This is a genomic window from Streptomyces mesophilus (assembly GCF_011044995.1).
Lineage (GTDB): Bacteria > Actinomycetota > Actinomycetes > Streptomycetales > Streptomycetaceae > Streptomyces > Streptomyces mesophilus.
In genome coordinates, this window is record NZ_JAAKZW010000006.1 from 83,410 (window position 1) to 108,392 (window position 24,983).

Below are 24,983 nucleotides of genomic sequence, written 5' to 3' on the forward strand. Positions count from 1 at the left end.
GATCACGTCGTGAACGGGCGGTGAACGGCCGCTTCCATTCATCCGATAACCTCAGCCGACGTGCCGCCCGGGCCGTCGGTCCGGTGGTCCCCACCTGCACGCCGTCCGGCGCCGAGCGCCGGCACCCCAAGGAGTGAGTTCGTCTGTCGACCGCCATTCTCACCGGCTCGCCGGTACCCGGCTCGTCGCTCGAAGGCGATCTGCGGGCCCTGGGTTTCGACGTGCGGGTCGCGTCCACGCCGGCGGACACCGCCGCGCTGCTCGCCGCCGCACCGGCCGATGAGCGGGTCGCGCTCGTCGACGCGGGCTTCGTCGGTCACCAGCACGCGCTGCGCCTCGGCCTGACCGACCCCCGCTTCCGCGCCTCGGCCGTGCCCGGCGCGGTCGCCGTGCTCCCCGAAGCCCTGGGCGCCCTGGCCCGCGCGGTACAGCAGGCTGCCGCGGGAGCGGGCGGCGACACCGTCGTACGGGTGGACGCGCTCGCCGACCGGGTGGCCGCCGCGCTCGAAGCGGACGGCACCGAAGTGCACCGCCCCGAACTCGGCACCCTCGTCGCCACGGTCCCCGGCGACCCGCAGGCGCGCAACGAGGCCCGGCAGGCCGTCGACGCGGTCGACGAGGAGGCCGTCCGCCTCCGTACCGCCGTGAAGTCCCGCGACGGCTTCTTCACCACCCACTTCATCAGCCCGTACTCGCGCTACATCGCCCGCTGGTGCGCCCGCCGGGGACTCACCCCGAACCAGGTCACCACGGCCTCGCTGATCACCGCGCTGATCGCGGCCGGCTGCGCCGCGACCGGTGAGCGCTGGGGCTTCGTCGCGGCCGGTGTGCTGCTGATCTTCTCGTTCGTCCTGGACTGCACCGACGGGCAGCTCGCCCGCTACTCGCTGCAGTACTCGACGATGGGCGCCTGGCTCGACGCCACCTTCGACCGCGCCAAGGAGTACGCCTATTACGCGGGCCTCGCGCTCGGAGCCGCCCGGGGCGGCGACGACGTGTGGGCCCTGGCGCTCGGCGCGATGATCCTGCAGATCTGCCGGCACGTCGTCGACTTCTCGTTCAACGAGGCCAACCACGACGCCACCGCCAACACCAGCCCCACCGCCGCGCTCTCCGACAAGCTCGACAGCGTCGGCTGGACCGTGTGGCTGCGGCGGATGATCGTGCTGCCGATCGGCGAGCGGTGGGCCCTGATAGCGATCCTGACCGCGGTGGCCACTCCGCGGATCACGTTCGTGGTGCTGCTGATCGGCTGCGCCTTCGCGGCCCTCTATACGACGGCCGGCCGCGTGCTGCGGTCACTGACGCGCAAGGCCGAGCGCACGGACAGGGCGGCCGGCGCCTTGGTGGACCTCTCGGACAACGGCCCGCTCGCCGCGTATCTCGGCGGCGCGCTGCCCGGTCGCGGTCGCAGGCTCGGTGGCTTCTTCGCTCCGGTGGTCGCCGCGCTCGCCGTGGCGCTGATCCTGAACGCCGCCGTGTCGGACTACGGCGACTGGGCGCTCATCAGCTCCGCCGCGATGTACGCGATCCTCAGCGGGCTCGCCGTCAGCAGCCCCCTCAAGGGCCCCCTCGACTGGCTGGTCCCGCCGCTGTTCCGCGTCGGCGAGTACGTGACCGTCCTCCTCCTCGCGGCCCATGCCGACGTGAACGGGGCCCTTCCCGCGGCTTTCGGCCTGGTGGCCGCGGTCGCCTACCATCACTACGACACGGTGTACCGCATCCGCGGCGGCACCGGTGCGCCCCCGACCTGGCTCGTGCGGGCGATCGGCGGGCAAGAGGGAAGGACGCTCGTCGTCGCGGTCGCGGCGGCACTTCTGTCCGCACAAGACTTCTCGGTCGCGCTCACGGTTCTCGCCGTGGCCGTGGCCTTGGTGGTGCTCGTCGAGAGCATCCGCTTCTGGGTGATCGCCGCACGTCAGGGCGCACCCGCCGTACACGACGAAGGAGAACCCGCATGATCGGCCTCGTCCTTGCGGCAGGCGCCGGACGGCGTCTGCGTCCGTACACGGACACCCTGCCCAAGGCGCTGGTGCCCGTCGACGGTGACACCACCATCCTCGACCTGACCCTCGGCAACTTCGCCGAGATCGGTCTCACCGAGGTCGCGATCATCGTGGGCTACAAGAAGGAGGCCGTCTACGAGCGCAAGGCGGCGCTCGAGGCGAAGTACGGCCTGAAGCTCACCCTGATCGACAACGACAAGGCCGAGGAGTGGAACAACGCCTACTCCCTGTGGTGCGGCCGCGACGCGATCAAGCACGACGTGATCCTCGCCAACGGCGACACCGTGCACCCGGTCTCCGTCGAGCACACGCTGCTCGCCGCCCGCGGTGACGGCAAGAAGATCATCCTCGCCATCGACACGGTGAAGTCCCTCGCGGACGAGGAGATGAAGGTCGTCGTCGACGCCGAGAAGGGCATGACGAAGATCACCAAGCTGATGGACCCGGCGGAGGCCTCCGGCGAGTACATCGGCCTCACCCTCATCGAGGGCGAGGCGGCCGACGAGCTGGCCGACGCCCTCAAGACGGTCTTCGACGCCGACCCGCAGCAGTTCTACGAGCACGGCTACCAGGAGCTCGTGAACCGCGGTTTCAAGATCGACGTGGCCCCCATCGGTGATGTGAAGTGGGTCGAGATCGACAACCACGACGACCTCGCCAAGGGCCGGGAGATCGCGTGCCAGTACTGACCCGGCTGATGCCGAGCCCGGTTGTCGTCGACATCCGGGCGGGCGCGCTGGACGATCTGCCGACGATCCTGACCGACCAGCGCATCGCCCCCACCGGAAAGCTCGCGTTCGCCGTCAGCGGCGGCTCCGGCAAGGCGCTCCAGGAGCGCTTCGCCCCGCTGTTCCCGGGCGCACAGTGGTTCAGCCAGGCCGACGGCACGCTCGACGGCGCGATCGCGCTGGCCGACGCGATAAAGAAGGCCGGGCGCTACGACGCCCTGGTCTCGCTCGGCGGCGGCAAGGTCGTCGACTGCGCGAAGTACGCGGCGGCCCGTGTCGGTCTCCCGCTGGTCGCCGTGGCGACCAACCTCGCGCACGACGGACTGTGCTCCCCGGTCGCAACGCTCGACAACGACGCGGGCCGAGGTTCGTACGGCGTGCCGAGCCCGATCGGCGTGGTCATCGACCTCGACGTGATCCGGGACGCCCCCGTGCGCTTCGTGCGCGCCGGTGTCGGCGATGTGATCTGCAAGATCTCCTGCGTCGCCGACTGGGAGCTGTCCAACAAGGTCAACGGTGAACTCGTCGACGGTCTGGCCGCCTCCATGGCCCGGCAGTCCGCCCATGCGGTGCTGCGGCATCCGGGCGGTGTGGGCGACGACGCCTTCCTGACCGTGCTGGCCGAGTCCTTGGTGATGTGCGGGCTCTCCATGTCGGTCGCGGGTGACTCGCGACCCGCGTCAGGTGCCTGTCACGAGATCAGCCACGCCTTCGACCTGCTCTTCCCCAAGCGCAACGCGCTCCACGGCGAGCAGTGCGGATTCGGCGGCGCGTTCGCCACGTTCCTGCGGGGAGACCTGGAGACCGCCGGCGAGATGGCCCAGACGCTGCGCCGCCACGGACTGCCCGTGCTCGCGGACGAGATGGGCTTCAGCCGGCAGGACCTGGTCGAGGCGGTGCTCTTCGCGCCGCAGACCCGCCCCGGCCGCTACACGATCCTCGAGCACCTCGACTACAACGCCGATCAGATCAAGGACGCCTACGCCGACTATGCAAAAGCCATCGGTAGCTGAACTGCGCCCGGTCGTTCACCCCGCCGGGGTGAAGGACCGCCGCAGCGGCGAGCACTGGGCCGGCCGGCTCTACATGCGCGAGATCTCGCTGCGGGTGGACCGGCACCTGGTGAACACGAAGGTCACCCCGAACCAGGTGACCTATGTGATGACCCTCGCCGGCGCCCTCGCCGCCCCCGCGCTGCTCATCCCCGGTATCTGGGGTGCGGTGCTCGGTGTGGTCATGGTGCAGCTCTACCTTCTCTTCGACTGCGTCGACGGCGAACTGGCCCGCTGGAAGAAGCAGTACTCGCTCGCCGGTGTCTACCTCGACCGCGTCGCCGCGTACCTCTGCGACGCCGCCGTCCTGGTCGGCTTCGGTCTGCGGGCCGCGGATATCTGGGGCGAGGGCAGGATCGACTGGCTGTGGGCGTTCCTCGGCACGCTCGCCGCGCTCGGCGCCATCCTGATCAAGGCCGAGACGGACCTGGTCGGCGTGGCCCGGCACCAGGCCAACAAGCCCGTGGTCCAGGAGGCGGCCAGCGAGATCCGCTCCTCCGGGATGGCCCTGGCCCGCAGGGCCGCGTCCGCGCTGAAGTTCCACCGCCTGGTGCTCGGCATCGAGGCCTCGCTCCTGATCCTGGTCCTCGCGATCGTGGACTCGGCGCGCGGCGACCTGTTCTTCTCGCGTCTCGGCGTCGCCGTACTCGCGGGCATCGCGCTGTTGCAGACGCTGCTGCACCTGGTGTCCATCCTGGCCTCGAGCAGGCTGAAGTGACCGTCGAGGCCGAGCGTCTGAAGGTCGGTGCCGTCATCATCACGATGGGCAACCGGCCCGACGAGCTGCGCGCGCTGCTCGATTCGGTCGCCAAGCAGGAGGGCGACCGGATCGAGGTGGTCGTCGTCGGCAACGGCTCGCCCGTGCCCGAGGTCCCCGCGGGCGTCCGCACCGTGGAACTGCCCGAGAACCTCGGCATCCCCGGCGGCCGCAACGTCGGCATCGAGGCCTTCGGCAAGGACGGCAAGGACATCGACATCCTGCTGTTCCTCGACGACGACGGTCTGCTGGCCCGGCAGGACACGGCCCGGCTGTGCCGCCGTGCCTTCGCCGCGGACCCGGAGCTCGGCATCATCAGCTTCCGGATCGCCGACCCCGACACCGGCGAGACCCAGCGCCGGCACGTGCCGCGCCTGCGGGCGTCCGACCCGATGCGCAGCTCGCGGGTCACCACCTTCCTCGGCGGTGCCAATGCCGTACGCACCAAGGTCTTCGCCGAGGTCGGCGGTCTGCCCGACGCGTTCTTCTACGCGCACGAGGAGACCGATCTGGCCTGGCGGGCCCTCGACGCCGGCTGGATGATCGACTACCGCGCGGACATGGTCCTGTACCACCCGACCACGGCGCCCTCGCGGCACGCGGTCTATCACCGGATGGTCGCCCGCAACCGCGTCTGGCTGGCCCGGCGCAATCTGCCGGCGCCCCTGGTCCCCGTCTACCTGGGCCTGTGGATGCTGCTCACGTTGCTGCGCAGGCCCTCACGGCCCGCGCTCAGAGCGTGGTTCGGCGGCTTCAAGGAGGGCTTGCGGACCCCCTGCGGTCCGCGGCGCCCCATGAAGTGGCGGACGGTGTGGCGCCTGACCCGACTGGGCCGACCTCCTGTCATCTGACAAGCTCGTGTCTGAGAACATTCGGGCCGACCGCGTTTTCCCGGGGGGACACCCCGGACCCCGGCCGGCCCAGGTACTCGCCTGTGCGCGAAACCCCCGGCGCATTCAAGAAGACGAAAGTTTCCACTTGTGAGTGAGACGACGCATGACGGCGGTGTCACCGTGACAGCGTCTTTGGGGCAAGAGTCCCCGGACGATCGGCTCTCGCGTGCCGAACTGGCCGCGAAGTACGGCCTGAGCCAGAGCGGCGCCCGGCCCGGGCTGTTGGAGTACGTGCGCCAGCTGTGGACCCGGCGCCACTTCATCCTCGCGTTCTCGCAGGCCAAGCTGACCGCGCAGTACAGCCAGGCCAAGCTCGGCCAGGTGTGGCAGGTGGCGACGCCGCTGCTCAATGCCGCGGTCTACTTCTTCATCTTCGGCCTGCTGCTCGGCGGCCGGGGCGGCATGGGCAACGACATGTACGTGCCGTTCCTCGTGACCGGCGTCTTCGTCTTCACCTTCACGCAGAGCTCGGTGATGGCGGGCGTCCGGTCCATCTCCGGGAACCTCGGTCTGGTGCGCGCGCTGCACTTCCCGCGCGCCTCGCTCCCGATCTCGTTCTCGCTCCAGCAGCTCCAGCAGCTGATGTTCTCGATGCTTGTGCTGTTCGCGATCCTCATCGGCTTCGGGCACTACCCGGACCTGTCGTGGCTGCTGATCATCCCGGCCCTGGTACTGCAGTTCGCCTTCAACGTCGGCCTCTCGATGATCATGGCGCGGATGGGCAGCAAGACGCCCGACCTCGCACAGCTGATGCCGTTCGTCCTGCGCACCTGGATGTACGCGTCCGGCGTGATGTTCCCGCTGGCCCCCATGCTGGCGAAGGCGCACGCCCCGTCCTGGGTCGCCGACGTGCTGCTCGCCAACCCGGCGGCGGTCTACATGGACCTCATGCGGTACGCGCTGATCGACGGCATCACCGCCTACAACCCGCTGCCCCCGCACGTCTGGGCCCTCGCGCTCGGCTGGGCGGTCGTCACCGGCGTCATCGGCTTCGTGTACTTCTGGAAGGCAGAGGAGCGCTACGGCCGTGGCTGAGCAGCGGAACGACACCCACATCCCCACCGTCATCGCGGACGAGCTGCACATCGTCTACCGCGTCAACGGCGCCAGGAGCGGCAAGGGCAGCGCCACCGCGGCCCTGAGCCGCATCATCAAGCGCGGCGAGGACCGCGGTGTGCGCAAGGTGCACGCCGTACGGGGCGTCTCCTTCACCGCGTACCGGGGCGAAGCGATCGGCCTGATCGGCTCCAACGGCTCCGGCAAGTCCACGCTCCTGCGGGCCATCGCCGGCCTGCTGCCCGCCGAGAAGGGCAAGGTCTACACCGACGGCCAGCCCTCGCTGCTCGGTGTGAACGCGGCGCTGATGAACGACCTCACCGGCGAGCGCAACGTCATACTCGGCGGGCTCGCGATGGGCATGACCCGCGAGCAGATCAGGGAGCGCTACCAGGGGATCGTCGACTTCTCGGGCATCAACGAGAAGGGCGACTTCATCACCCTGCCGATGCGCACCTACTCCTCCGGCATGGCGGCGCGGCTGCGCTTCTCCATCGCCGCCGCCAAGGACCACGACGTCCTCATGATCGACGAGGCCCTCGCCACCGGCGACCGCGCCTTCCAGAAGCGCTCCGAAGCGCGGATCCGGGAGCTGCGCAAGGAGGCCGGCACGGTCTTCCTGGTCAGCCACAACAACAAGTCCATCCGCGACACCTGCGACCGGGTCCTGTGGCTCGAACGCGGAGAGCTGCGGATGGACGGGCCGACCGCCGAGGTCCTCAAGGAATACGAGAAGTTCACCGGCAAGTAGCCGTTCGAACGCAAGGGAGCCCCGCCGGAACCCCGGCGGGGCTCCCTTGCGTCACGGGTTGCGTAGTCCCGTGAGACCGCGTGACGAGGTCAATTCCTGGTCAACTTCCTTACCTGTGAGGAAGGTTGACACGAATAGGTGCGTTGTTGTGATGTGCAGAACACCCCGGCATTCCGCCCGGCGCTGTACAACGTAAGCTGGATCAGTCGGGCGGCGTGTCCGAAATAGGGTGAATTGGGTCGGCAGTGTAGAACGGGAGAGTGACGGCCATGGCTACGGAAAACTCCCAGCTCCGACAGCGTTTTGCCGTCCAGTCGACCCTCGACAAGGCCGCCGACGAGAACTTTCCGGTGGCCCCGTTCTTTCTGCCCAAGGCCTGGCGCGAGGACCTGATGGCGGTCTACGGCTTCGCCCGCCTCGTCGACGACATCGGCGACGGAGACCTGGCCCCCGGCGGCGCCGACGCCCTGGCCCTCGGCCTCGACCCCGGGCGGAGCGACGACCGCGTCGCCATGCTGGACGCCTTCGAGACGGACCTGCGCAAGGTCTTCGACGGCCGCCCCGGCCATCCGCTGCTCCAGCGCCTGCAGCCCACCGTGCGCCGCCGCGCGCTGACCCCCGAGCCGTTCCTCGGCCTGATCGCCGCGAACCGCCAGGACCAGCTGGTGAGCCGCTACGAGACGTACGACGACCTCCTCGCGTACTGCGAACTCTCCGCCAATCCGGTCGGCCGCCTGGTCCTCGCCGTCACCGGCACCGAGACCCCGGAACGCGTCCGCCGCTCGGACGCCGTGTGCACCGCGCTGCAGATCGTCGAACATCTCCAGGACGTTTCCGAGGATCTGGCCCGCGACCGGATCTATCTGCCCGCACAGGACATGAAGCGCTGCTCGGTGCAGGAGTCCGACCTGGCACGCCCGCACGCGGGCGCCGCGGTGCGCTCGCTGATCGCATACGAAGCAGAACGCGCCAGGGACCTCCTGAATGAAGGCACCCCGCTCGTGGGTAGCGTCCACGGCAGGCTCAAGCTCCTGCTCGCCGGCTTCGTCGCAGGGGGACGGGCGGCCCTGCGCGCCATCGCCGCCGCCGAGTACGACGTGCTCCCCGGACCGCCCAAGCCCACCAAGCCCCAGCTCCTTCGTGAGATGGGCGCAGTCCTGCGACCCGACCGTGGAGAGGGGTGAGCGAGGCCGTGGAAGGGAACAACGCCGCGGGCGCCCCGGTGCTCGCCGCGTACAGCTACTGCGAGGCCGTCACCGGGCAGCAGGCGCGCAATTTCGCCTACGGGATCCGGCTGCTGCCCACGCCCAAGAGACGCGCGATGTCCGCGCTCTACGCGTTCTCGCGCCGCGTCGACGACATCGGAGACGGTGCGCTGCCGCCCGAGGTCAAGCAGCTCCGTCTCGAAGAGACCCGTGAACTCCTCGACCGCATCCGCGAAGGCCGCGTCGACGAGGACGACACCGACCCGGTGGGCGTCGCGCTCGCCCATGCCGCACGCGCCTTCCCGATCCCGCTCGACGGGCTCGACGAGCTGATCGACGGCGTCCTGATGGACGTCCGCGGCGAGACCTACGAGACCTGGGACGACCTCAAGGTCTACTGCCGCTGTGTCGCCGGCGCGATCGGCCGCCTCTCGCTCGGCGTGTTCGGCACCGCACCCGGCGCGCGGCACACCGAACGCGCCTCGGAGTACGCCGACACGCTGGGCCTGGCCCTCCAACTCACCAATATCCTCAGGGATGTTCGCGAGGATGCCGAAGGTGGCCGCACCTACCTTCCCGCCGACGATCTCGCCAAGTTCGGCTGCTCGGCCGGGTTCGCCTCCGCCGAGCCGCCGGCCGGCTCGGACTTCGCAGGGCTCGTCCACTTCGAAGTGCGCCGCGCCCGCGCCCTGTTCGCCGAGGGCTACCGGCTGCTGCCGATGCTCGACCGCCGCAGCGGCGCCTGCGTGGCCGCGATGGCCGGCATCTACCGCCGTCTGCTCGACCGCATCGAGCGCGACCCCGAGGCCGTTCTGCGCGGGCGGGTCTCGCTGCCCGGACGCGAAAAGGCCTACGTCGCGGTCCGCGGCCTCTCCGGTTTCGACGCCCGCAGCATCGCCCGGCACACATCCGCCGGGAGGCGGGCGTGACCATGAGGGCTCCTCGCTGTTTGTACGGGGTGTGCCTCAGCATCCCGACCGATGCCCGCATCCCTTACGATGCCCGGGCAAATCCCCCCAAGCGGCAAGCAACCCTCCACTGGCGATCGGCGTCCCTGACTGAGATGACCCACCAGGAGTTCATCCCGGGCAAGGCCGCGGGGGAGGGCGTATGACCGCGCAGGAAGAGCAGGCCGACGGCGCCGCGCGCCGCTCCGCCGTGGTGGTCGGCGGCGGACTCGCCGGCATCACCGCGGCACTCGGACTCGCCGACGCCGGCCTGGACGTCACGCTGCTCGAAGGCCGGCCCCGCCTCGGCGGCCTCGCCTTCTCGTTCCAGCGCGGCGACCTCACCGTGGACAACGGCCAGCACGTCTACTTGCGGTGCTGCACGGCCTACCGCTGGTTCCTCGACCGCGTCGACGGCGCCGCGCTCGCGCCGCTGCAGGACCGGCTCGACGTACCGGTGCTCGATGTCGCGACGCCCAGGCCCCGGCTCGGCCGGCTGCGGCGCGCAGGCCTTCCCGTACCGCTGCATCTGGCCCGCAGCCTCGCCACGTATCCGCATCTCTCGCTCGCCGAGCGCGCCAAGGTCGGCCGCGCCGCCCTCGCGCTCAAGGCGCTCGACCTCGCCGACCCCGCCCTCGACGACGAGGACTTCGGCAGCTGGCTGGCCCGCCACGGGCAGTCCGCGCGCGCCATCGAGGCGCTGTGGGACCTGGTCGGCATCGCCACGCTGAACGCGGTCGCCGGGGACTCCTCGCTCGGCCTCGCCGCCATGGTGTTCAAGACCGGGCTGCTCTCCGAACCCGGCGCCGCGGACATCGGCTGGGCCCACGTCCCGCTCGGCGACCTGCACGACCGGCTCGCCCGTGAGGCGCTCGACAAGTCCGGTGTACGCACGGAGCTGCGCGCCAAGGTCGCGGGCATCTCCCGTACGGGCGAGGGAGTTTGGCGCGTGCGTACCGACAGCGAGGAGATCGACGCGGAAACGATCGTCCTCGCCGTACCGCAGCGCGAGGCGCATGAACTGCTGCCCGACGGCGCGCTCGACGCCAAGGACCAGCTCCTCGAGATCGGCACCGCGCCGATCCTCAATCTGCATGTGATCTACGACCGCAAGGTGCTCAAGCAGCCCTTCTTCGCCGCGCTCGGCACCCCTGTGCAGTGGGTGTTCGACCGCACGGAGGCCTCCGGGCTCGACGGCGGCGGTCAGTACCTCGCCGTCTCGCAGTCCATCGCGCAGAACGAGATCGACGCACCCGTGGCCGAGCTGCGCGCAAGGTATCTGCCGGAGCTGGAGCGGCTGTTGCCGGCCGCCCGCGGCGCCGGGGTGCGCGACTTCTTCGTGACACGCGAGCGCACCGCCACCTTCGCCCCCACGCCGGGCGTGGGCCGGCTGCGGCCAGGACCGCGCACCAGAGCTCCCGGCCTGTACCTGGCCGGCGCGTGGACCGCCACCGGGTGGCCCGCGACCATGGAGAGCGCCGTCCGCAGCGGCGCAGCGGCCGCACGCGCCGCACTCGGCACACTCGGCCGCCCCCAGGACCATCTGTTCGAGGAGGCGGCATGAGTACCAGCACCACCACCGGAACAAGAGGAGAGACAGTGCCGACTGAGCCTTCGGCCGCAACGGCCGCCGACCACGGTCAGGGGGACGCCGCCGATGTGACGGCGCTGCTCGAGCGTGGCCGGACGTTGGCCACGCCGGTGCTGCGCGCCGCCGTCGACCGGCTCGCGCCGCCGATGGACACGGTCGCCGCGTACCACTTCGGCTGGATCGATGCCGAGGGCCGGCCCTCCGACGGCGACGGCGGCAAGGCGGTACGTCCCGCGCTCGCGCTGCTCTCCGCGGAGGCGGCGGGAGCGGCGCCGGAGGTGGGCGTCCCCGGCGCGGTCGCCGTCGAGCTGGTGCACAACTTCTCGCTCCTGCACGACGACCTGATGGACGGCGACGAACAGCGCCGCCACCGCGACACCGTGTGGAAGGTGCACGGTCCGGCGCAGGCCATCCTCGTCGGCGACGCGCTGTTCGCGCTGGCCAACGAAGTGCTGCTCGAACTCGACACCGTCGAGGCCGGCCGCGCCACGCGCCGTCTGACGGCCGCGACCCGGGCGCTGATCGACGGCCAGGCCCAGGACATCTCGTACGAGCACCGCGAGCGGGTCACCGTCGAGGAGTGCCTGGAGATGGAGGGCAACAAGACGGGCGCCCTGCTCGCCTGCGCCGTCTCCATCGGCGCGGTGCTCGGCGGCGCGGACGACGAGACCGCCGACACCCTGGAGAAGTACGGCTACCACCTCGGTCTCGCCTTCCAGGCCGTCGACGACCTGCTCGGCATCTGGGGCGACCCCGAGTCCACCGGCAAGCAGACCTGGAGCGATCTGCGCCAGCGCAAGAAGTCCCTGCCGGTGGTGGCCGCGCTCGCCGCCGGCGGGCCCGCGTCCGAGGAGCTCGGGCAATTGCTCGCCGCCGACGCCAAGGCGAACGACTTCGAGAACTTCTCCGAGGCCGAGTTCGCGCACCGCGCCGCGCTCATCGAGAAGGCGGGCGGACGCGAGTGGACCGCCGCGGAGGCCCGCAGGCAGCACACGATCGCCCTCCAGGCGATCGAGAGTGTCGCCATGCCGGAGCGGGTCAGGGCCCAGCTCGCGGCGCTCGCCGATTTCGTCGTCGTACGGAAGAGATGATCGCCATCGACAAGCGCAGCGCAGATCCTCTCAGCCTCATATGACTCGCAGTCGCCGGCCGGTGCACTGACCCAGCGGTCAAGGCATCGGCCGACGGCGAACCCCAGCACAGCAGAAGTCGACACTGCACGTAAGGGGAAGCCATGACAGCGACGACCGACGGAAGCGCCGGGGCGATCCCGCCCGACGCTCCCGCGGCCAGCGAATCCGTCCGCACGCCCGCCGCGCTCGACGGGGCGCGGCAGGCCAATCAGCGCGCGATCGAGTATCTGCTCGACCACCAGGACGACGAGGGGTGGTGGAAGGGCGATCTCGAGACCAATGTGACGATGGACGCCGAGGACCTGCTGCTTCGTCAGTTCCTGGGCATCCGGGACGAGAAGACCACGCAGGCCTCCGCGTTGTTCATCCGGGGCGAGCAGCGCGCGGACGGGACGTGGGCCACCTTCTACGGCGGACCCGGTGAGCTGTCCACCACGGTCGAGGCCTATGTCGCGCTGCGGCTCGCCGGTGACGATCCCGAGGCCGAGCACATGGCGAAGGCCTCCGCGTGGATCCGCGCCGAGGGCGGGATCGCCTCCGCGCGGGTGTTCACGCGGATCTGGCTGGCGCTGTTCGGCTGGTGGAAGTGGGACGACCTGCCGCAACTGCCGCCGGAGCTCATCTACTTCCCGAAGTGGTTCCCGCTCAACATCTACGACTTCGGCTGCTGGGCGCGGCAGACGATCGTGCCGCTCACCATCGTCTCGGCCAAGCGGCCCGTGCGGCCCGCGCCGTTCGCGCTCGACGAGCTGCACACCGACGCCCGCGATCCCAACCCGTACAAGCCCCTTGCCCCTGCGGCCAGTTGGGACGGGGCGTTCCAGCGGCTCGACAAGGTGCTGCACACGTATCACAAGGTGGCCGTGCCGGGGCTGCGGCGGATGGCGATGCGCTCGGCCGGCCGGTGGATCGTCGAGCGGCAGGAGAACGACGGCTGCTGGGGCGGGATCCAGCCGCCCGCCGTGTACTCCGTGATCGCCCTGCATCTGCTCGGCTACGACCTCGACCACCCGGTCCTGCGCGAGGGTTTGGCGTCCCTCGACCGGTTCGCGGTGTGGCGCGAGGACGGCGCACGGATGATCGAGGCCTGCCAGTCGCCCGTATGGGACACGTGCCTGGCCGTCATCGCCCTGGCCGACGCGGGGCTGCCCGCCGACCATCCGGCCCTGGTGAAGGCCGCCGACTGGATGCTGGTCGAGGAGATCGCACGCCCCGGTGACTGGTCGGTGCGCAGGCCCCAACTGGAGCCCGGCGGCTGGGCGTTCGAGTTCCACAACGACAACTATCCGGACATCGACGACACCGCCGAGGTCGCGCTCGCGCTGCGCCGTGTCCAGCACCCCGACCCCGCGCGGGTGGACGCCGCGGTGAAGCGGGCCACGACCTGGACGTACGGGATGCAGTCCAAGAACGGTGCGTGGGCCGCGTTCGACGTGGACAACACCAGTCCGTTCCCGAACCGGCTGCCGTTCTGCGACTTCGGTGAGGTCATCGACCCGCCGTCCGCCGATGTCACCGCCCATGTCGTCGAGTTCCTCGCGGGCGAGGGCAAGGCGCACGATCCGCGCACCCGGCGCGGCATCACCTGGCTGCTCGCCGAACAGGAGGCCGGCGGGGCCTGGTTCGGACGCTGGGGCGTCAACTACCTGTACGGCACCGGGTCCGTGGTGCCCGCCCTGGTGGCCGCCGGACTGCCCGCCGCACATCCGGCGATCCGCAGGGCCGTGGACTGGCTCGAGTCGGTGCAGAACGACGACGGCGGCTGGGGCGAGGACCTGCGTTCGTACGTGGACGAGTCCTGGGTCGCACGAGGCGAGTCCACCCCGTCGCAGACCGCCTGGGCGCTGCTCGCGCTGCTCGCGGCGGGGGAGCGGGACTCCAAGGCCGTGGAGCGCGGCGTCGCGTGGCTGGCCGAGACGCAGCGGGCGGACGGGAGCTGGGACGAGCCGTACTTCACCGGCACCGGCTTCCCCTGGGACTTCTCGATCAACTACCACCTGTACCGGCAGGTGTTCCCGCTCACCGCGCTCGGTCGTTATCTGGGCGGCCAAGGGCACGAGGGGGGTTGATGAGCACCACGCATGAACCGGTGCCCCCGCTGCTCATCGCCTGCGCGCTGGGCATCGAGAAACTGGCCCTGCGCAGCGGCGACCGCAGCGGAGCCGCCGGGCCGGTCACCGTACTGCGCACCGGTATGGGACCGAAGGCCGCCGAGCGCGCGGTCGGCCGCACGCTCGCCGATCGGCGCCTGCAAGGCGCGGCCGTGATCGCCACCGGCTTCTGCGCGGGGCTCGCGCCCGGAATGCACCCGGGCGATCTGGTCGTCGCCGAGCACACGGTCGACGAGCGCGGCAGCACCCCCTGCGAAGGGACGGAGCTGCTGGTCAAGGAGCTGGTCAAGGCGGTACCCGGACGGACCGTGCACACCGGTCCGCTCACCGGATCCGCCCATGTCGTGCGCGGACACGAACGCGCCGAGCTGCTCGCCAAGGGCTCGATCGCGGTGGACATGGAGTCCGCCGCGACCCTGCACACCGCCCGCGCCGGGGGCTCGCACCCCGTTGCGGCCGTCCGGGTGGTCGTGGACGCCCCGGAACATGAACTGGTCCGTATCAGCACGGTGCGCGGTGGAATATCAGCTTTCCGCGTTCTTCGTTCGGTACTTCCCGCTTTCTATGAATGGCACCGTTCTTTGCTGCTCCCCCGGAGGTGAGCCAGATGGCCATGCCCCTTCGACAGTCCATCAAGGTCGCGACATATCTTGCCGAGCAGAAACTCCGTAAGCGGGAGAAGTTCCCGCTGATCGTGGAGCTCGAGCCGTTGTACGCGTGCAATCTCGCCTGTGAGGGCTGCGGCAAGATCCAGCACCCGGCCGGCGTGCTCAAGCAGCGGATGCCCGTGGCGCAGGCCGTGGGTGCGGTGCTCGAATCCGGTGCGCCGATGGTGTCGATCGCCGGCGGCGAACCGCTGATGCACCCGCAGATCGACGAGATCGTGCGGCAGTTGGTGGCGAAGAAGAAGTACGTCTTCCTCTGCACCAACGCGATGCTGCTCCGTAAGAAGATGGACAAATTCAAGCCCTCTCCCTATTTCGCTTTCGCCGTGCACATCGACGGAATGCGGGAGCGGCACGATGAATCCGTTGCGAAGGAGGGGGTGTTCGACGAGGCGGTGGCGGCCATCAAGGAGGCCAAGAGGCGCGGCTTCCGTGTGACCACCAACTCGACCTTCTTCAACACGGACACCCCGCAGACCATCATCGAGGTGCTCAACTTCCTCAATGACGACCTCGAGGTCGACGAGATGATGCTGTCTCCCGCGTACGCCTATGAGAAGGCGCCCGACCAGGAGCACTTCCTCGGCGTGGAGCAGACCCGTGAACTGTTCAAGAAGGCCTTCGCCGGCGGCAACCGGCGGCGCTGGCGGCTCAACCACTCGCCGCTGTTCCTCGACTTCCTCGAGGGCAAGGTCGACTTCCCGTGCACGGCCTGGGCCATCCCGAACTACTCCCTGTTCGGCTGGCAGCGGCCCTGCTACCTGATGAGCGACGGGTACGTCACCACGTACAAGAAGCTCATCGAGGAGACGGACTGGGACAAGTACGGCCGCGGCAAGGACCCGCGCTGCGCCAACTGCATGGCGCACTGCGGCTACGAGCCGACCGCCGTCCTCGCCACCATGGGCTCCCTCAAGGAGTCGCTGCGGGCGATGCGCGAGACCGTCTCCGGGAACCGCGGGTGACGTGATGGAGCCCGTGGCGCTCGGGATGCCGTCCGTGCCGGCGCAGCTCGTCGAGCGGCGCCGGTCGCGGCAGATCCAGGTCGGTCCGGTGGCCGTCGGCGGGGACGCGCCGGTGTCCGTGCAGTCGATGACGACCACACGGACCTCGGATATCGGCGCGACGCTCCAGCAGATCGCCGAACTGACCGCGTCCGGCTGTGAGATCGTCCGCGTCGCCTGCCCCACGCAGGACGACGCGGACGCGCTCGCGACCATCGCGCGCAAGTCGCAGATCCCGGTGATCGCGGACATCCACTTCCAGCCGAAGTACGTGTTCGCGGCGATCGACGCGGGCTGTGCGGCGGTCCGTGTGAACCCCGGGAACATCAAGCAGTTCGACGACAAGGTGCGCGAGATCGCGCAGGCCGCCGCCGCGGCCGGCACTCCGATCCGTATCGGTGTCAACGCCGGTTCGCTGGACGCGCGCCTGCTGAAGAAGTACGGCAAGGCGACCCCCGAGGCGCTGGTGGAGTCGGCCCTGTGGGAGGCCTCGCTCTTCGAGGAGCACGGGTTCCGCGACATCAAGATCTCGGTCAAGCACAACGACCCGGTCGTGATGATCCAGGCGTACCGGCAGCTCGCCGCCGCCTGCGACTATCCGCTGCATCTCGGGGTCACGGAGGCCGGTCCCGCCTTCCAGGGGACGATCAAGTCGGCCGTCGCGTTCGGTGCGTTGCTGTCCGAAGGCATCGGTGACACCATCCGGGTCTCGCTGTCGGCGCCCCCTGCCGAGGAGGTCAAGGTGGGCCTGCAGATCCTTCAGTCCCTCGGACTCAAGCAGCGCCGCCTCGAGATCGTCTCCTGCCCGTCCTGCGGCCGCGCCCAGGTCGACGTCTACAAGCTGGCCGACGAGGTGGCCGCCGGGCTCGACGGCATGGAGGTCCCGCTGCGCGTGGCCGTCATGGGCTGTGTCGTGAACGGTCCGGGCGAGGCGCGGGAGGCGGACCTCGGCGTCGCGTCCGGCAACGGCAAGGGGCAGATCTTCGTCAAGGGCGAGGTGGTCAGGACCGTACCCGAGTCGAAGATCGTCGAGACGCTGATCGACGAGGCCATGAAGATCGCCGAACAGATGGAGAAGGACGGCGTGGAGTCCGGGGAACCCGCCGTGACCGTCTCCTGACAGCCCGTACCTGAAAGCCCGTCCTTGAAAGGCAAGCAGTCGAGCGCGAGTTGAGGCACCGACCGAGAGGGGGCCCGGCGTGACGATCCTGGAGACGATTCGGGGGCCGCGCGATGTCAAAGCGCTGGCCGAGGAGGAACTGGCCGAACTGGCCGAGGAGATCAGGGAGTTCCTGGTCCACGCGGTGGCCCGCACCGGGGGCCATCTTGGTCCCAATCTGGGTGTGGTGGAGCTGTCGATCGCGCTCCACCGGGTCTTCGACTCTCCCGTGGACCGGCTGGTCTGGGACACCGGCCACCAGAGTTATGTGCACAAGCTGCTCACCGGCCGGCAGGACTTCTCCAAGCTGCGCGGCAAGGGCGGTCTGTCCGGCTATCCGTCGCGGGACGAGTCCGAGCACGACATCGTGGAGAACAGTCATGCCTCCACCGCCCTCGGCTGGGCGGACGGTCTCGCCAAGGCGGCTCAGGTACGGGGCGACGGCGGCCATGTCGTCGCGGTCATCGGCGACGGGGCGCTGACCGGCGGGATGGCCTGGGAGGCGCTGAACAACATCGCCGCCGCCAAGGACCGGCCGCTGATCATCGTCGTCAACGACAACGAACGCTCCTACGCGCCCACCATCGGCGGCCTCGCCAACCACCTCGCGACCCTGCGCACGACGGACGGCTACGAGCGCTTCCTGGCCTGGGGCAAGGAAGTACTTCAGCACACCCCGGTGATCGGGCAGCCGCTGTACGAGTCGCTGCACGGGGCGAAGAAGGGCTTCAAGGACGCCTTCGCTCCGCAGGGCATGTTCGAGGATCTGGGCCTGAAATACGTGGGTCCGATCGACGGGCACGACATCGCGGCCGTCGAGTCGGCGCTGAGCCGGGCCAAGCGGTTCCACGGTCCGGTCCTTGTGCACTGCCTCACCGAGAAGGGCCGCGGATACGAGCCGGCGCTCGCGCACGAGGAGGACCACTTCCATACGGTCGGGGTGATGGACCCGCTGACCTGCGAGCCGCTCGCACCGTCCAACGGGCCTTCCTGGACCTCGGTGTTCGGCGACGAGATCGTCCGGATCGGAGAGGAGCGGCCCGACGTCGTGGCGATCACGGCGGCCATGCTGCACCCGGTCGGCCTCGGCGCGTTCGCCGAGCGGTTCCCGGACCGCGTCTGGGACGTGGGCATCGCCGAACAGCACGCGGCCGTGTCCGCGGCCGGTCTGGCCACCGGGGGCCTGCACCCGGTCGTCGCCATCTACGCCACCTTCCTCAACCGGGCCTTCGACCAGCTCCTGATGGATGTCGCGCTGCACAAGTGCGGAGTCACCTTCGTGCTCGACCGGGCCGGCGTCACGGGCGCCGACGGCGCCTCCCACAACGGCATGTGGGACATGTCGGTCCTCCAGGTCGTGCCGGGACTCAGGATCGCCGCACCGCGTGACGCACAGCAGCTGCGGGCCCAGCTCAAGGAAGCGGTCGACGTGGACGACGCACCGACCCTGGTGCGCTTCCCGAAGGAGTCGGTCGGCCCCGAGATCCCGGCGCTCGACCGGGTGGGCGGCATGGACGTACTGCACCGGGGTCCGTCGCAGGACGTCCTGCTCGTCGCGGTCGGTGTGATGGCGCCGGTCTGCCTCAAGGCGGCGGAACTCCTCGAAGGCCGCGGCATCGGCTGCACCGTCGTCGATCCGCGGTGGATCAAGCCGGTCGATCTCGCGCTGCCCGAACTGGCCTCCACGCACCGGATGCTGGCCGTCGTCGAGGACAACAGCCGTGCGTCCGGGGTGGGTTCGGCCGTCACCCAGGCGCTGCAGGACGCCGAGGTGGATCTTCCGGTACGGAGCTTCGGCATTCCGGACCAGTTCCTCGCGCACGCCAAGCGGGGCGAGGTCCTCGCCGACCTGGGGCTCACCGCCGTGGACATCGCGGGGCGGATCGGGGCCACCTGGGACCGTAAGCAGAAAGAAGGACACGAAGGATGACGGACGAGGTCACGGGCGAGGTCGCCGGCGACGCCACGGTCGAGGTCACGGGCGAGGCCGGGAAGGGCTTCGACCTGGGCGGACTCCTGGCCGAGCGGGGCGCCGAACGGTACGAGCTGCACAGCCGCCACCTCAACCACCAGCTGCCGCGGATGCTGCACACCATCGGCTTCGACAAGGTGTACGAGCGGGCCGAGGGCGCGTACTTCTGGGATGCCGAGGGCCAGGACTACCTGGACATGCTCGCCGGTTTCGGGGTGATGGGGCTCGGCCGCCACCACCCCGTCGTCCGCAAGGCGCTGCACGACGTACTCGACGCCTCGCTCGCCGACCTCACCCGCTTCGACTGCCAGCCGCTGCCCGGTCTGCTCGCGGAGAAGCTGCTCACGCACTCGCCGCATCTGGACCGGGTGTTCTTCGGCAACAGCGGTACGGAGGCGGTCGAGACCGCGCTGAAGTTCGCCCGTTACGCGACCGGGAAGCCCCGGATCCTCTACTGCCCGCACGCCTTCCACGGCCTGACCACCGGCTCGCTCTCCGTCAACGGCGAGTCGGGTTTCCGGGACGGCTTCGCACCGCTGCTCCCGGACACCGCCGTCGAACTCGGTGATCTCGACGCGCTGGCAAGGGAGTTGAAGAAGGGAGACGTCGCCGGACTGATCGTGGAGCCGATCCAGGGCAAGGGGGTCCTCGAGGCGCCGCCCGGCTATCTGCGCGCCGCCCAGGAGCTGCTGCACAAGCACAAGGCACTGCTCATCGCCGACGAAGTCCAGACGGGCCTCGGCAGGACCGGCGACTTCTACGCCTACCAGCACGAGGAAGGCGTCGAACCGGACCTGATCTGCGTGGCCAAGGCGCTCTCCGGCGGCTATGTCCCGGTCGGCGCCACGATCGGCAAGGACTGGATCTTCAAGAAGGTCTACTCGTCGATGGACCGGGTCCTGGTCCACTCGGCGAGCTTCGGCTCCAACGCCCAGGCCATGGCGGCGGGCCTCGCGGTCCTGTCGGTCATGGAGGACGAGCAGATCGTGGCCAACGCGCGGGCCAGCGGTGAGCTCCTGAAGTCACGGCTCGCGGCGCTCGTGGACCGCTACGAGCTGCTTCATGACGTACGCGGCCGTGGGCTGATGATCGGCATCGAGTTCGGCCGGCCCAACTCGCTCAAGCTGCGCAGCCGTTGGGCGGCACTCCAGGTCGCGCGCAAGGGGCTGTTCGCGCAGATGGTCGTGGTGCCGCTGCTGCAGAAGCACCGGATCCTCACCCAGGTCTCCGGGGATCATCTGGAGGTCATCAAGCTGATTCCGCCGCTCACCATCGGGGAGCGCGAGGTGGACCGCTTCGTCGAGGCGTTCACCGCCGTGATGGACGATGCGCACAGCGGGGGAACGCTGATGTGGGACTTCGGGAAGACCTTGGTGAAGCAGGCGGTCGCCAACCGGTGAGGCCGTGACTTTTGCCTCAGAGGCAAAAGATTTGCCGCTGAGGCAAGGGTCTGGCTGAATCGGCGGTATGAGTCCTGCCGACCCGGCGACACCGCAGCAGCCCACTACCGGCCCCGCGCCGTCGGGGCCCGACGCGCTGCTCGGTGTCGCGCCCCAGCTGCGGGCGCTGCGCCGCCGCGCCGCGCTCACGCTCGAAGCGGCCGCCGTGACCGCCGGGCTTTCGCCCGCGCATCTGTCCCGGCTCGAGACCGGGCACCGCCAGCCGTCCCTGCCGATGCTGCTCACGCTGGCACGCGTCTACGGTACGACGGTCTCCGAGCTGCTCGGCGAGACCCCCGCCGAGCGTCAGTCCGTGCTCAGGGCCGCCGAAGCGGAGCCGAGCGTGGCCGGCGGCTGGACCTACCGCCAGGCCGGTGCGTCCGGGCGCGGGATGCAGGCGCTGCGCGTCCAGGTGCCGTACGGCGCGCAGGGCGACATCGTGCGCGTGCACCCCGGCGAGGAGTGGCTGTACGTCCTGACCGGCCGGCTGCGGCTACGCCTCGCCGACACCGCGTACGTCCTGGAGCCCGGCGACAGCGCCCACTTCGACTCGGCCACACCGCACCGCATCGCGGCCGACGGCCTGGAAGGGGCCGAACTCCTCTTCGTCCACACCCTGTTGCAGAGCCCGGTCGAGGCGCTCTGCCTCGGCGCGTACACGAAAGAGGTCCGGCGATGACATCCGAAACGGGTGAGGGGACGACACGCGAATCGGGTGGCGGGGCGGCACACGAACCCGCTGGTGGGACGACTTCCGAATCGCCAGGCGGTGCGCGCCGGTTCATCGAGGACAAGTTTCCGCGCGGCCTGGTGATCAGGCTGTTCGTGTATCTGATCGCCGGGCACTTCTTCGCGTTCTTCGTGTACCTGCTGTTCGTGCTCGGAGGCCGGAACCAGTAGGTCCGGCCTCCGAGACTGCGTGCACGTACCGCAGATCAGTCGAGCAGCTTCGACCGCAGCTTCTCGCGGACCTCGGCCGTGGCGCCCAGGCCCTCCTCCAGATAGCGGTCGACGGAGCCCCAGAGCTTCTCCATCTCGTCGAACGCCGCCTCCAGATACTCGGCGCGCGCGTCGAAGAGCGGGCTGAGCAGCTCCATCACCTCGGCCGACCAGGCCTCGGGGGCATCGCTCGAGCGGCGCACCTTGTAGCGGCGGTGCTTGGCGTTGGACTCCAGGTAGTCCGTGACGATCGCCTCGCGCTCGACGCCGATCGCAAGCAGCGTCACCGCGATCGACAGACCCGCGCGGTCCTTGCCCGCGGCGCAGTGCATGAGTGCCGGCACGCTGTCCTCGGCGAGCTCGGCTAGGACCCGCGCGTGATCGGCGGTGCGCTCACGGACGATGACGCGGTACGTGGTGGACATCCGCGCGGCGGCCTTGCCGTCGCCGAGGATCCCCCGGAGCTCGTCGACATGTCCGTCGCGGACCATCTGCCAGAACTCGGCGCCGTCCGCCGGGTCCGTCAGCGGCAGGTTCAGATTGCGCACACCGGGCAGCTCGACATCGGCGCCCTCGAGCTTCTGGTCGGCCGCGTTGCGGAAGTCGAAGATCGTGTGCAGACCGAGCGACGTGAGGAACTGGGCGTCCGACTCGGTGGCATGGGCGAGATGACCGCTGCGGAACAGCACACCGTGGCGTACCCGCCTGCCGTCCGTGGTCGGCAGGCCGCCCACGTCGCGGAAGTTGCGTACCCCGGCGAGTTCGGGCTCTGTCGACGGGATCTGCTGCGTCACGGGGGCTCCTCCCACTGTGGTCGCCGGCAGGACTGCCGACGGCTGCGCATCAGGTGCACGCGCATTCGACGATACGACATGGATTCCTGGGGCAATCATCTGCGCCCGCCCGCACATTCTGGCCAGTCGGTACGGGCGAACTCCATGCGAACGACGGGTGCCGGGCCATTGCGGCGGAGCGCGCCGGGCGCGGATGATGTGCGCACCTGCGCGTACCTGTCGGAATGTGGTGACCAATGGTGGGGGCCCGATGATCGAGGTCGGCGGAGACGGACGGATCTGGCTGCTCTCGGGCCCCACGAGCAGTTACGCGCTGATGCTGACGGAGCGCGACGAACTGCTCCATCTTCACTGGGGGCCTCGCATCGCCCTCGCCGACGCCGAGGCGCTCGCGGTCCAACCCGAGCCCGCCGCAAGCGGGTTCGAGTCACCGCTCGACGGACGCGAGGAGTATCCGGTCGAGGGCGGGCCGCGGTTCGTACGGCCAGCCCTGTCGGTTCGCACTCCTGAAGTACGCGGGACCGAATGGCGGTTCGCCCAGGCCGTGCAGGACGACGGGGTGCTGAAGCTCGGCTTCACGGACGACGTGCACGGGCTGCGCATCACCCTGCGGTACGCGATGCGGGGCGATGTCGTCGAGCGCGACGTCGAACTCGTCCATGAAGGCGAGGGGCCCGCGGTCGAGATACTGCGGGCCGACTCGGCGGCCTGGACGCTGCCCGAGCGTGACGCCTGGCGGCTCACCCAGCTGCACGGCCGCTGGGCGGCCGAGTCGCGGATCGAGCAGGTGCCGCTCGCGTACGGGGAGCATGTGATCGGCAGCCGGCGGGGGCACACCGGGCATCAGTATCTGCCGTGGGTGGCGCTCGACGCCGACGGGGCGGGGGAGGAGCAGGGCGAGGTCTACAGCTGTGCGCTGGGGTGGTCGGGCGCCTGGCGGATCGCCGTGCAGAAGCTGCCCCGCGGCCTGGTGCAGCTCACCGGCGGCACCGGACACGACGACTCGGGCCAGGTGCTCCTCGCACCCGGGCGGTCCTGGCGTACGCCGGTGTTCGCCGGGCTGTGGAGTGACGGCGGCTTCGGCGGGGCGAGCCGGGCCTGGCACGCGTATCAGATGGAGCATGTGATCCCGGACGCGGACCGGGTGCGGCCCGTCCTTTTCAACTCCTGGGAGGCCACCGGGTTCGACATCTCCGCGCCGCAGCAGCTCGAACTCGCCCGCCGCGCGGCCGAGATGGGCGTGGAACTGTTCGTCGTGGACGACGCGTGGTTCGGGGCGCGGGTCGGCGACCGGGCCGGGCTCGGCGACTGGGCCCCCAACCCGGACCGTTTCCCCGGCGGTCTGAAGCCCCTGGCCGATGACGTGCACGCACTCGGTATGCAGTTCGGCATCTGGGTCGAGCCGGAAATGGTGAACGCCGACAGCGATCTGTATCGGTCGCATCCCGACTGGGTGCAGCACCATCCCGGTCGTACGCGCACCGAATTCCGTCACCAGCTGGTGCTCAATCTGGCACGCGAAGACGTCCAGGAGTATCTGTGGGAGCAGCTGCACACGCTGCTTTCCTCGGCGCCGATCGACTATGTGAAGTGGGACTTCAACCGGTGTTTCACCGATGCCGGCTGGCCGGGCGAGGCCTATCCGCAGAAGCTCTGGAATGAGCATGTGCATGCCTTTTACCGGCTGCTCGACCGACTGCGCGCGACCCATCCCGGGGTCGCCTTCGAATCCTGTTCAGGGGGCGGCGGCCGTATCGATCTGGGTGTGCTGAGCCGCACCGACCAGGTGTGGACCTCGGACAACACCGACCCCCTCGACCGGCTCGGCATCCAGCACGGATTCACTCACGTCCACCCGGCGCGGGTCATGGCCGCCTGGGTCACCGACAGCCCGAACGTGCAGCTGAACGGACGCGTCAGCTCGCTCCGATTCCGCTTCGTCAGTGCGATGGCGGGGGTGCTCGGAGTCGGCGGCGACCTCGCTGCCTGGACGCGGCAGGAGCTCGACGAGGCGCGCTCATGGGTCGCGCTCTACAAGGAGATCCGGGACACCGTCCAGCTCGGCGAGCTGCACCGGCTGCGCGCCCCACGGGGCGGACTGAGCGCGGTGCAGTACGTACGCGGGGACGAGGTCGTCGTCCTGGCGTGGCTGCAGGCCCAGCGGTACGGAGAGCCCGTGGCGCGGGTGCGCCTGCACGGGATCGCCGCCGACGCCTCGTACGAACTCCTCGGGACGGACGAGGTGCACCGGGGCTCGGTACTGCTGCACCACGGACTGCGCACCGGACTCAAAGGGGACTTCGACGCCGGTGTCTACCGGTTCCGTCGGGTGCGCCCCTAATGCCCGATTCGGTACCTAAGGGGTAACTGGCCCTGAAGTAAAGGGTGGTGGCGTTCCGGGCGTGAGCGGGATCATATCCGTGACGGTGTGTGGCGATCTCCGTCGGTGAATTCCGCTGAGTATGCGGATGGTAAAGATCCTTTATCCACGCAGGGTGACGGTAATTCCCGGAATGGATCAGCTCCTGTGTGGTCCAAGGGAATTGAGATGTTTGTTTTCCGCCTCACCGCTCCCTTACGGTCACCGACAACCCGGTGGACGCCCAATCCTGCCGCCACCGGAATTCGCCCCACACCCGTGCACGGCAGGAGCGGGGGACCCAACGGTAAGACGCCGTTTCCGGTCCCACCGGAGCGGCTTGGGGTGAAGTCGCCTTGTGCGACGGGACATCTCCAGTCCTAACCCGACAGCTCACCTCGCAGGCGACGGAGAAGGAATGC

General features: G+C 69.7%; 21 protein-coding genes and 1 riboswitch. Of the genes, 20 read left to right on the forward strand and 1 reads right to left on the reverse strand.

Annotated elements, in window-relative coordinates:
- The first annotated feature begins 143 nt into the window (after window positions 1-143).
- From G6045_RS04045 to G6045_RS42320, 19 genes are all read left to right on the forward strand, one after another.
- Entirely contained in the window at window positions 144-1,961 is a 1,818-nt protein-coding gene (locus tag G6045_RS04045; protein WP_165330407.1) for a DUF5941 domain-containing protein, read from the forward strand.
- A complete protein-coding gene (locus G6045_RS04050; RefSeq protein ID WP_165330379.1) occupies window positions 1,958-2,695 on the forward strand; it encodes a phosphocholine cytidylyltransferase family protein in 738 nt (245 codons plus the stop codon). The genes G6045_RS04045 and G6045_RS04050 overlap by 4 nt, the downstream gene beginning before the upstream one ends.
- Entirely contained in the window at window positions 2,683-3,747 is a 1,065-nt protein-coding gene (locus tag G6045_RS04055; RefSeq protein WP_165330380.1) for an iron-containing alcohol dehydrogenase family protein, read from the forward strand. Before G6045_RS04050 ends, G6045_RS04055 begins: the two co-directional genes overlap by 13 nt.
- Window positions 3,725-4,504 (forward strand): CDP-alcohol phosphatidyltransferase family protein, encoded by a 780-nt coding sequence (locus G6045_RS04060; RefSeq protein WP_165330381.1) that lies wholly within the window; start codon window positions 3,725-3,727, stop codon window positions 4,502-4,504. The genes G6045_RS04055 and G6045_RS04060 overlap by 23 nt, the downstream gene beginning before the upstream one ends.
- Before the next feature lie 44 nt (window positions 4,505-4,548).
- On the forward strand, window positions 4,549-5,394 hold the full coding sequence (locus G6045_RS04065; RefSeq protein WP_165330406.1) for a glycosyltransferase family 2 protein: 846 nt from the start codon (window positions 4,549-4,551) through the stop codon (window positions 5,392-5,394).
- A 129-nt stretch (window positions 5,395-5,523) separates the two neighbouring features.
- The gene (locus tag G6045_RS04070) at window positions 5,524-6,471 is read left to right on the forward strand and encodes an ABC transporter permease (RefSeq protein ID WP_165330382.1); all 948 of its coding nucleotides are present in this window, start codon (window positions 5,524-5,526) and stop codon (window positions 6,469-6,471) included.
- Entirely contained in the window at window positions 6,464-7,243 is a 780-nt protein-coding gene (locus G6045_RS04075; RefSeq protein WP_165330383.1) for an ABC transporter ATP-binding protein, read from the forward strand. Before G6045_RS04070 ends, G6045_RS04075 begins: the two co-directional genes overlap by 8 nt.
- 269 nt (window positions 7,244-7,512) lie before the next feature.
- Entirely contained in the window at window positions 7,513-8,427 is a 915-nt protein-coding gene (gene hpnC / locus G6045_RS04080) for a squalene synthase HpnC (protein WP_165330384.1), read from the forward strand.
- Window positions 8,424-9,377 (forward strand): presqualene diphosphate synthase HpnD, encoded by a 954-nt coding sequence (hpnD, locus tag G6045_RS04085; protein ID WP_165330385.1) that lies wholly within the window; start codon window positions 8,424-8,426, stop codon window positions 9,375-9,377. Before hpnC ends, hpnD begins: the two co-directional genes overlap by 4 nt.
- Before the next feature lie 181 nt (window positions 9,378-9,558).
- On the forward strand, window positions 9,559-10,959 hold the full coding sequence (gene hpnE / locus G6045_RS04090) for a hydroxysqualene dehydroxylase HpnE (RefSeq protein ID WP_165330386.1): 1,401 nt from the start codon (window positions 9,559-9,561) through the stop codon (window positions 10,957-10,959).
- On the forward strand, window positions 10,956-12,077 hold the full coding sequence (locus tag G6045_RS04095; protein ID WP_165330387.1) for a polyprenyl synthetase family protein: 1,122 nt from the start codon (window positions 10,956-10,958) through the stop codon (window positions 12,075-12,077). The genes hpnE and G6045_RS04095 overlap by 4 nt, the downstream gene beginning before the upstream one ends.
- Before the next feature lie 143 nt (window positions 12,078-12,220).
- Window positions 12,221-14,188, forward strand: a complete 1,968-nt coding sequence (gene shc / locus G6045_RS04100; RefSeq protein WP_165330388.1) for a squalene--hopene cyclase — start codon at window positions 12,221-12,223, stop codon at window positions 14,186-14,188.
- A complete protein-coding gene (locus tag G6045_RS04105) occupies window positions 14,188-14,832 on the forward strand; it encodes a phosphorylase family protein (RefSeq protein WP_165330389.1) in 645 nt (214 codons plus the stop codon). Before shc ends, G6045_RS04105 begins: the two co-directional genes overlap by 1 nt.
- Before the next feature lie 5 nt (window positions 14,833-14,837).
- Window positions 14,838-15,860 carry an adenosyl-hopene transferase HpnH gene (gene hpnH, locus G6045_RS04110; RefSeq protein WP_165330390.1) on the forward strand — a complete coding sequence of 341 codons (1,023 nt, stop codon included), beginning with the start codon at window positions 14,838-14,840 and terminating at the stop codon, window positions 15,858-15,860.
- A gap of 4 nt (window positions 15,861-15,864) precedes the next feature.
- Window positions 15,865-17,019, forward strand: coding sequence for a flavodoxin-dependent (E)-4-hydroxy-3-methylbut-2-enyl-diphosphate synthase (ispG, locus tag G6045_RS04115; protein ID WP_165330408.1), 1,155 nt, complete (start codon window positions 15,865-15,867; stop codon window positions 17,017-17,019).
- A gap of 79 nt (window positions 17,020-17,098) precedes the next feature.
- Window positions 17,099-18,988, forward strand: a complete 1,890-nt coding sequence (gene dxs, locus G6045_RS04120) for a 1-deoxy-D-xylulose-5-phosphate synthase (RefSeq protein ID WP_165330391.1) — start codon at window positions 17,099-17,101, stop codon at window positions 18,986-18,988.
- Window positions 18,985-20,430, forward strand: a complete 1,446-nt coding sequence (locus G6045_RS04125) for an aspartate aminotransferase family protein (RefSeq protein ID WP_235967530.1) — start codon at window positions 18,985-18,987, stop codon at window positions 20,428-20,430. The genes dxs and G6045_RS04125 overlap by 4 nt, the downstream gene beginning before the upstream one ends.
- Window positions 20,431-20,497: 67 nt before the next feature.
- Window positions 20,498-21,148 (forward strand): helix-turn-helix domain-containing protein, encoded by a 651-nt coding sequence (locus tag G6045_RS04130; protein ID WP_165330392.1) that lies wholly within the window; start codon window positions 20,498-20,500, stop codon window positions 21,146-21,148.
- Complete coding sequence (locus G6045_RS42320) at window positions 21,145-21,369, forward strand: DUF6126 family protein (protein ID WP_235967531.1); 225 nt, start codon at window positions 21,145-21,147, stop codon at window positions 21,367-21,369. The genes G6045_RS04130 and G6045_RS42320 overlap by 4 nt, the downstream gene beginning before the upstream one ends.
- 35 nt (window positions 21,370-21,404) lie before the next feature.
- Here the strand turns inward: G6045_RS42320 and G6045_RS04140 are convergent, their stop codons facing one another.
- Entirely contained in the window at window positions 21,405-22,202 is a 798-nt protein-coding gene (locus G6045_RS04140; RefSeq protein ID WP_165330393.1) for a tyrosine-protein phosphatase, read from the reverse strand.
- Between the two features lie 250 nt (window positions 22,203-22,452).
- Between G6045_RS04140 and G6045_RS04145 the strand changes: the two genes are divergently transcribed.
- Window positions 22,453-24,543: an alpha-galactosidase gene (locus G6045_RS04145; protein WP_165330394.1), complete on the forward strand. Its 2,091-nt coding sequence runs from the start codon at window positions 22,453-22,455 to the stop codon at window positions 24,541-24,543.
- 275 nt (window positions 24,544-24,818) lie between these two features.
- A riboswitch (cyclic di-AMP (ydaO/yuaA leader) is annotated at window positions 24,819-24,983 on the forward strand.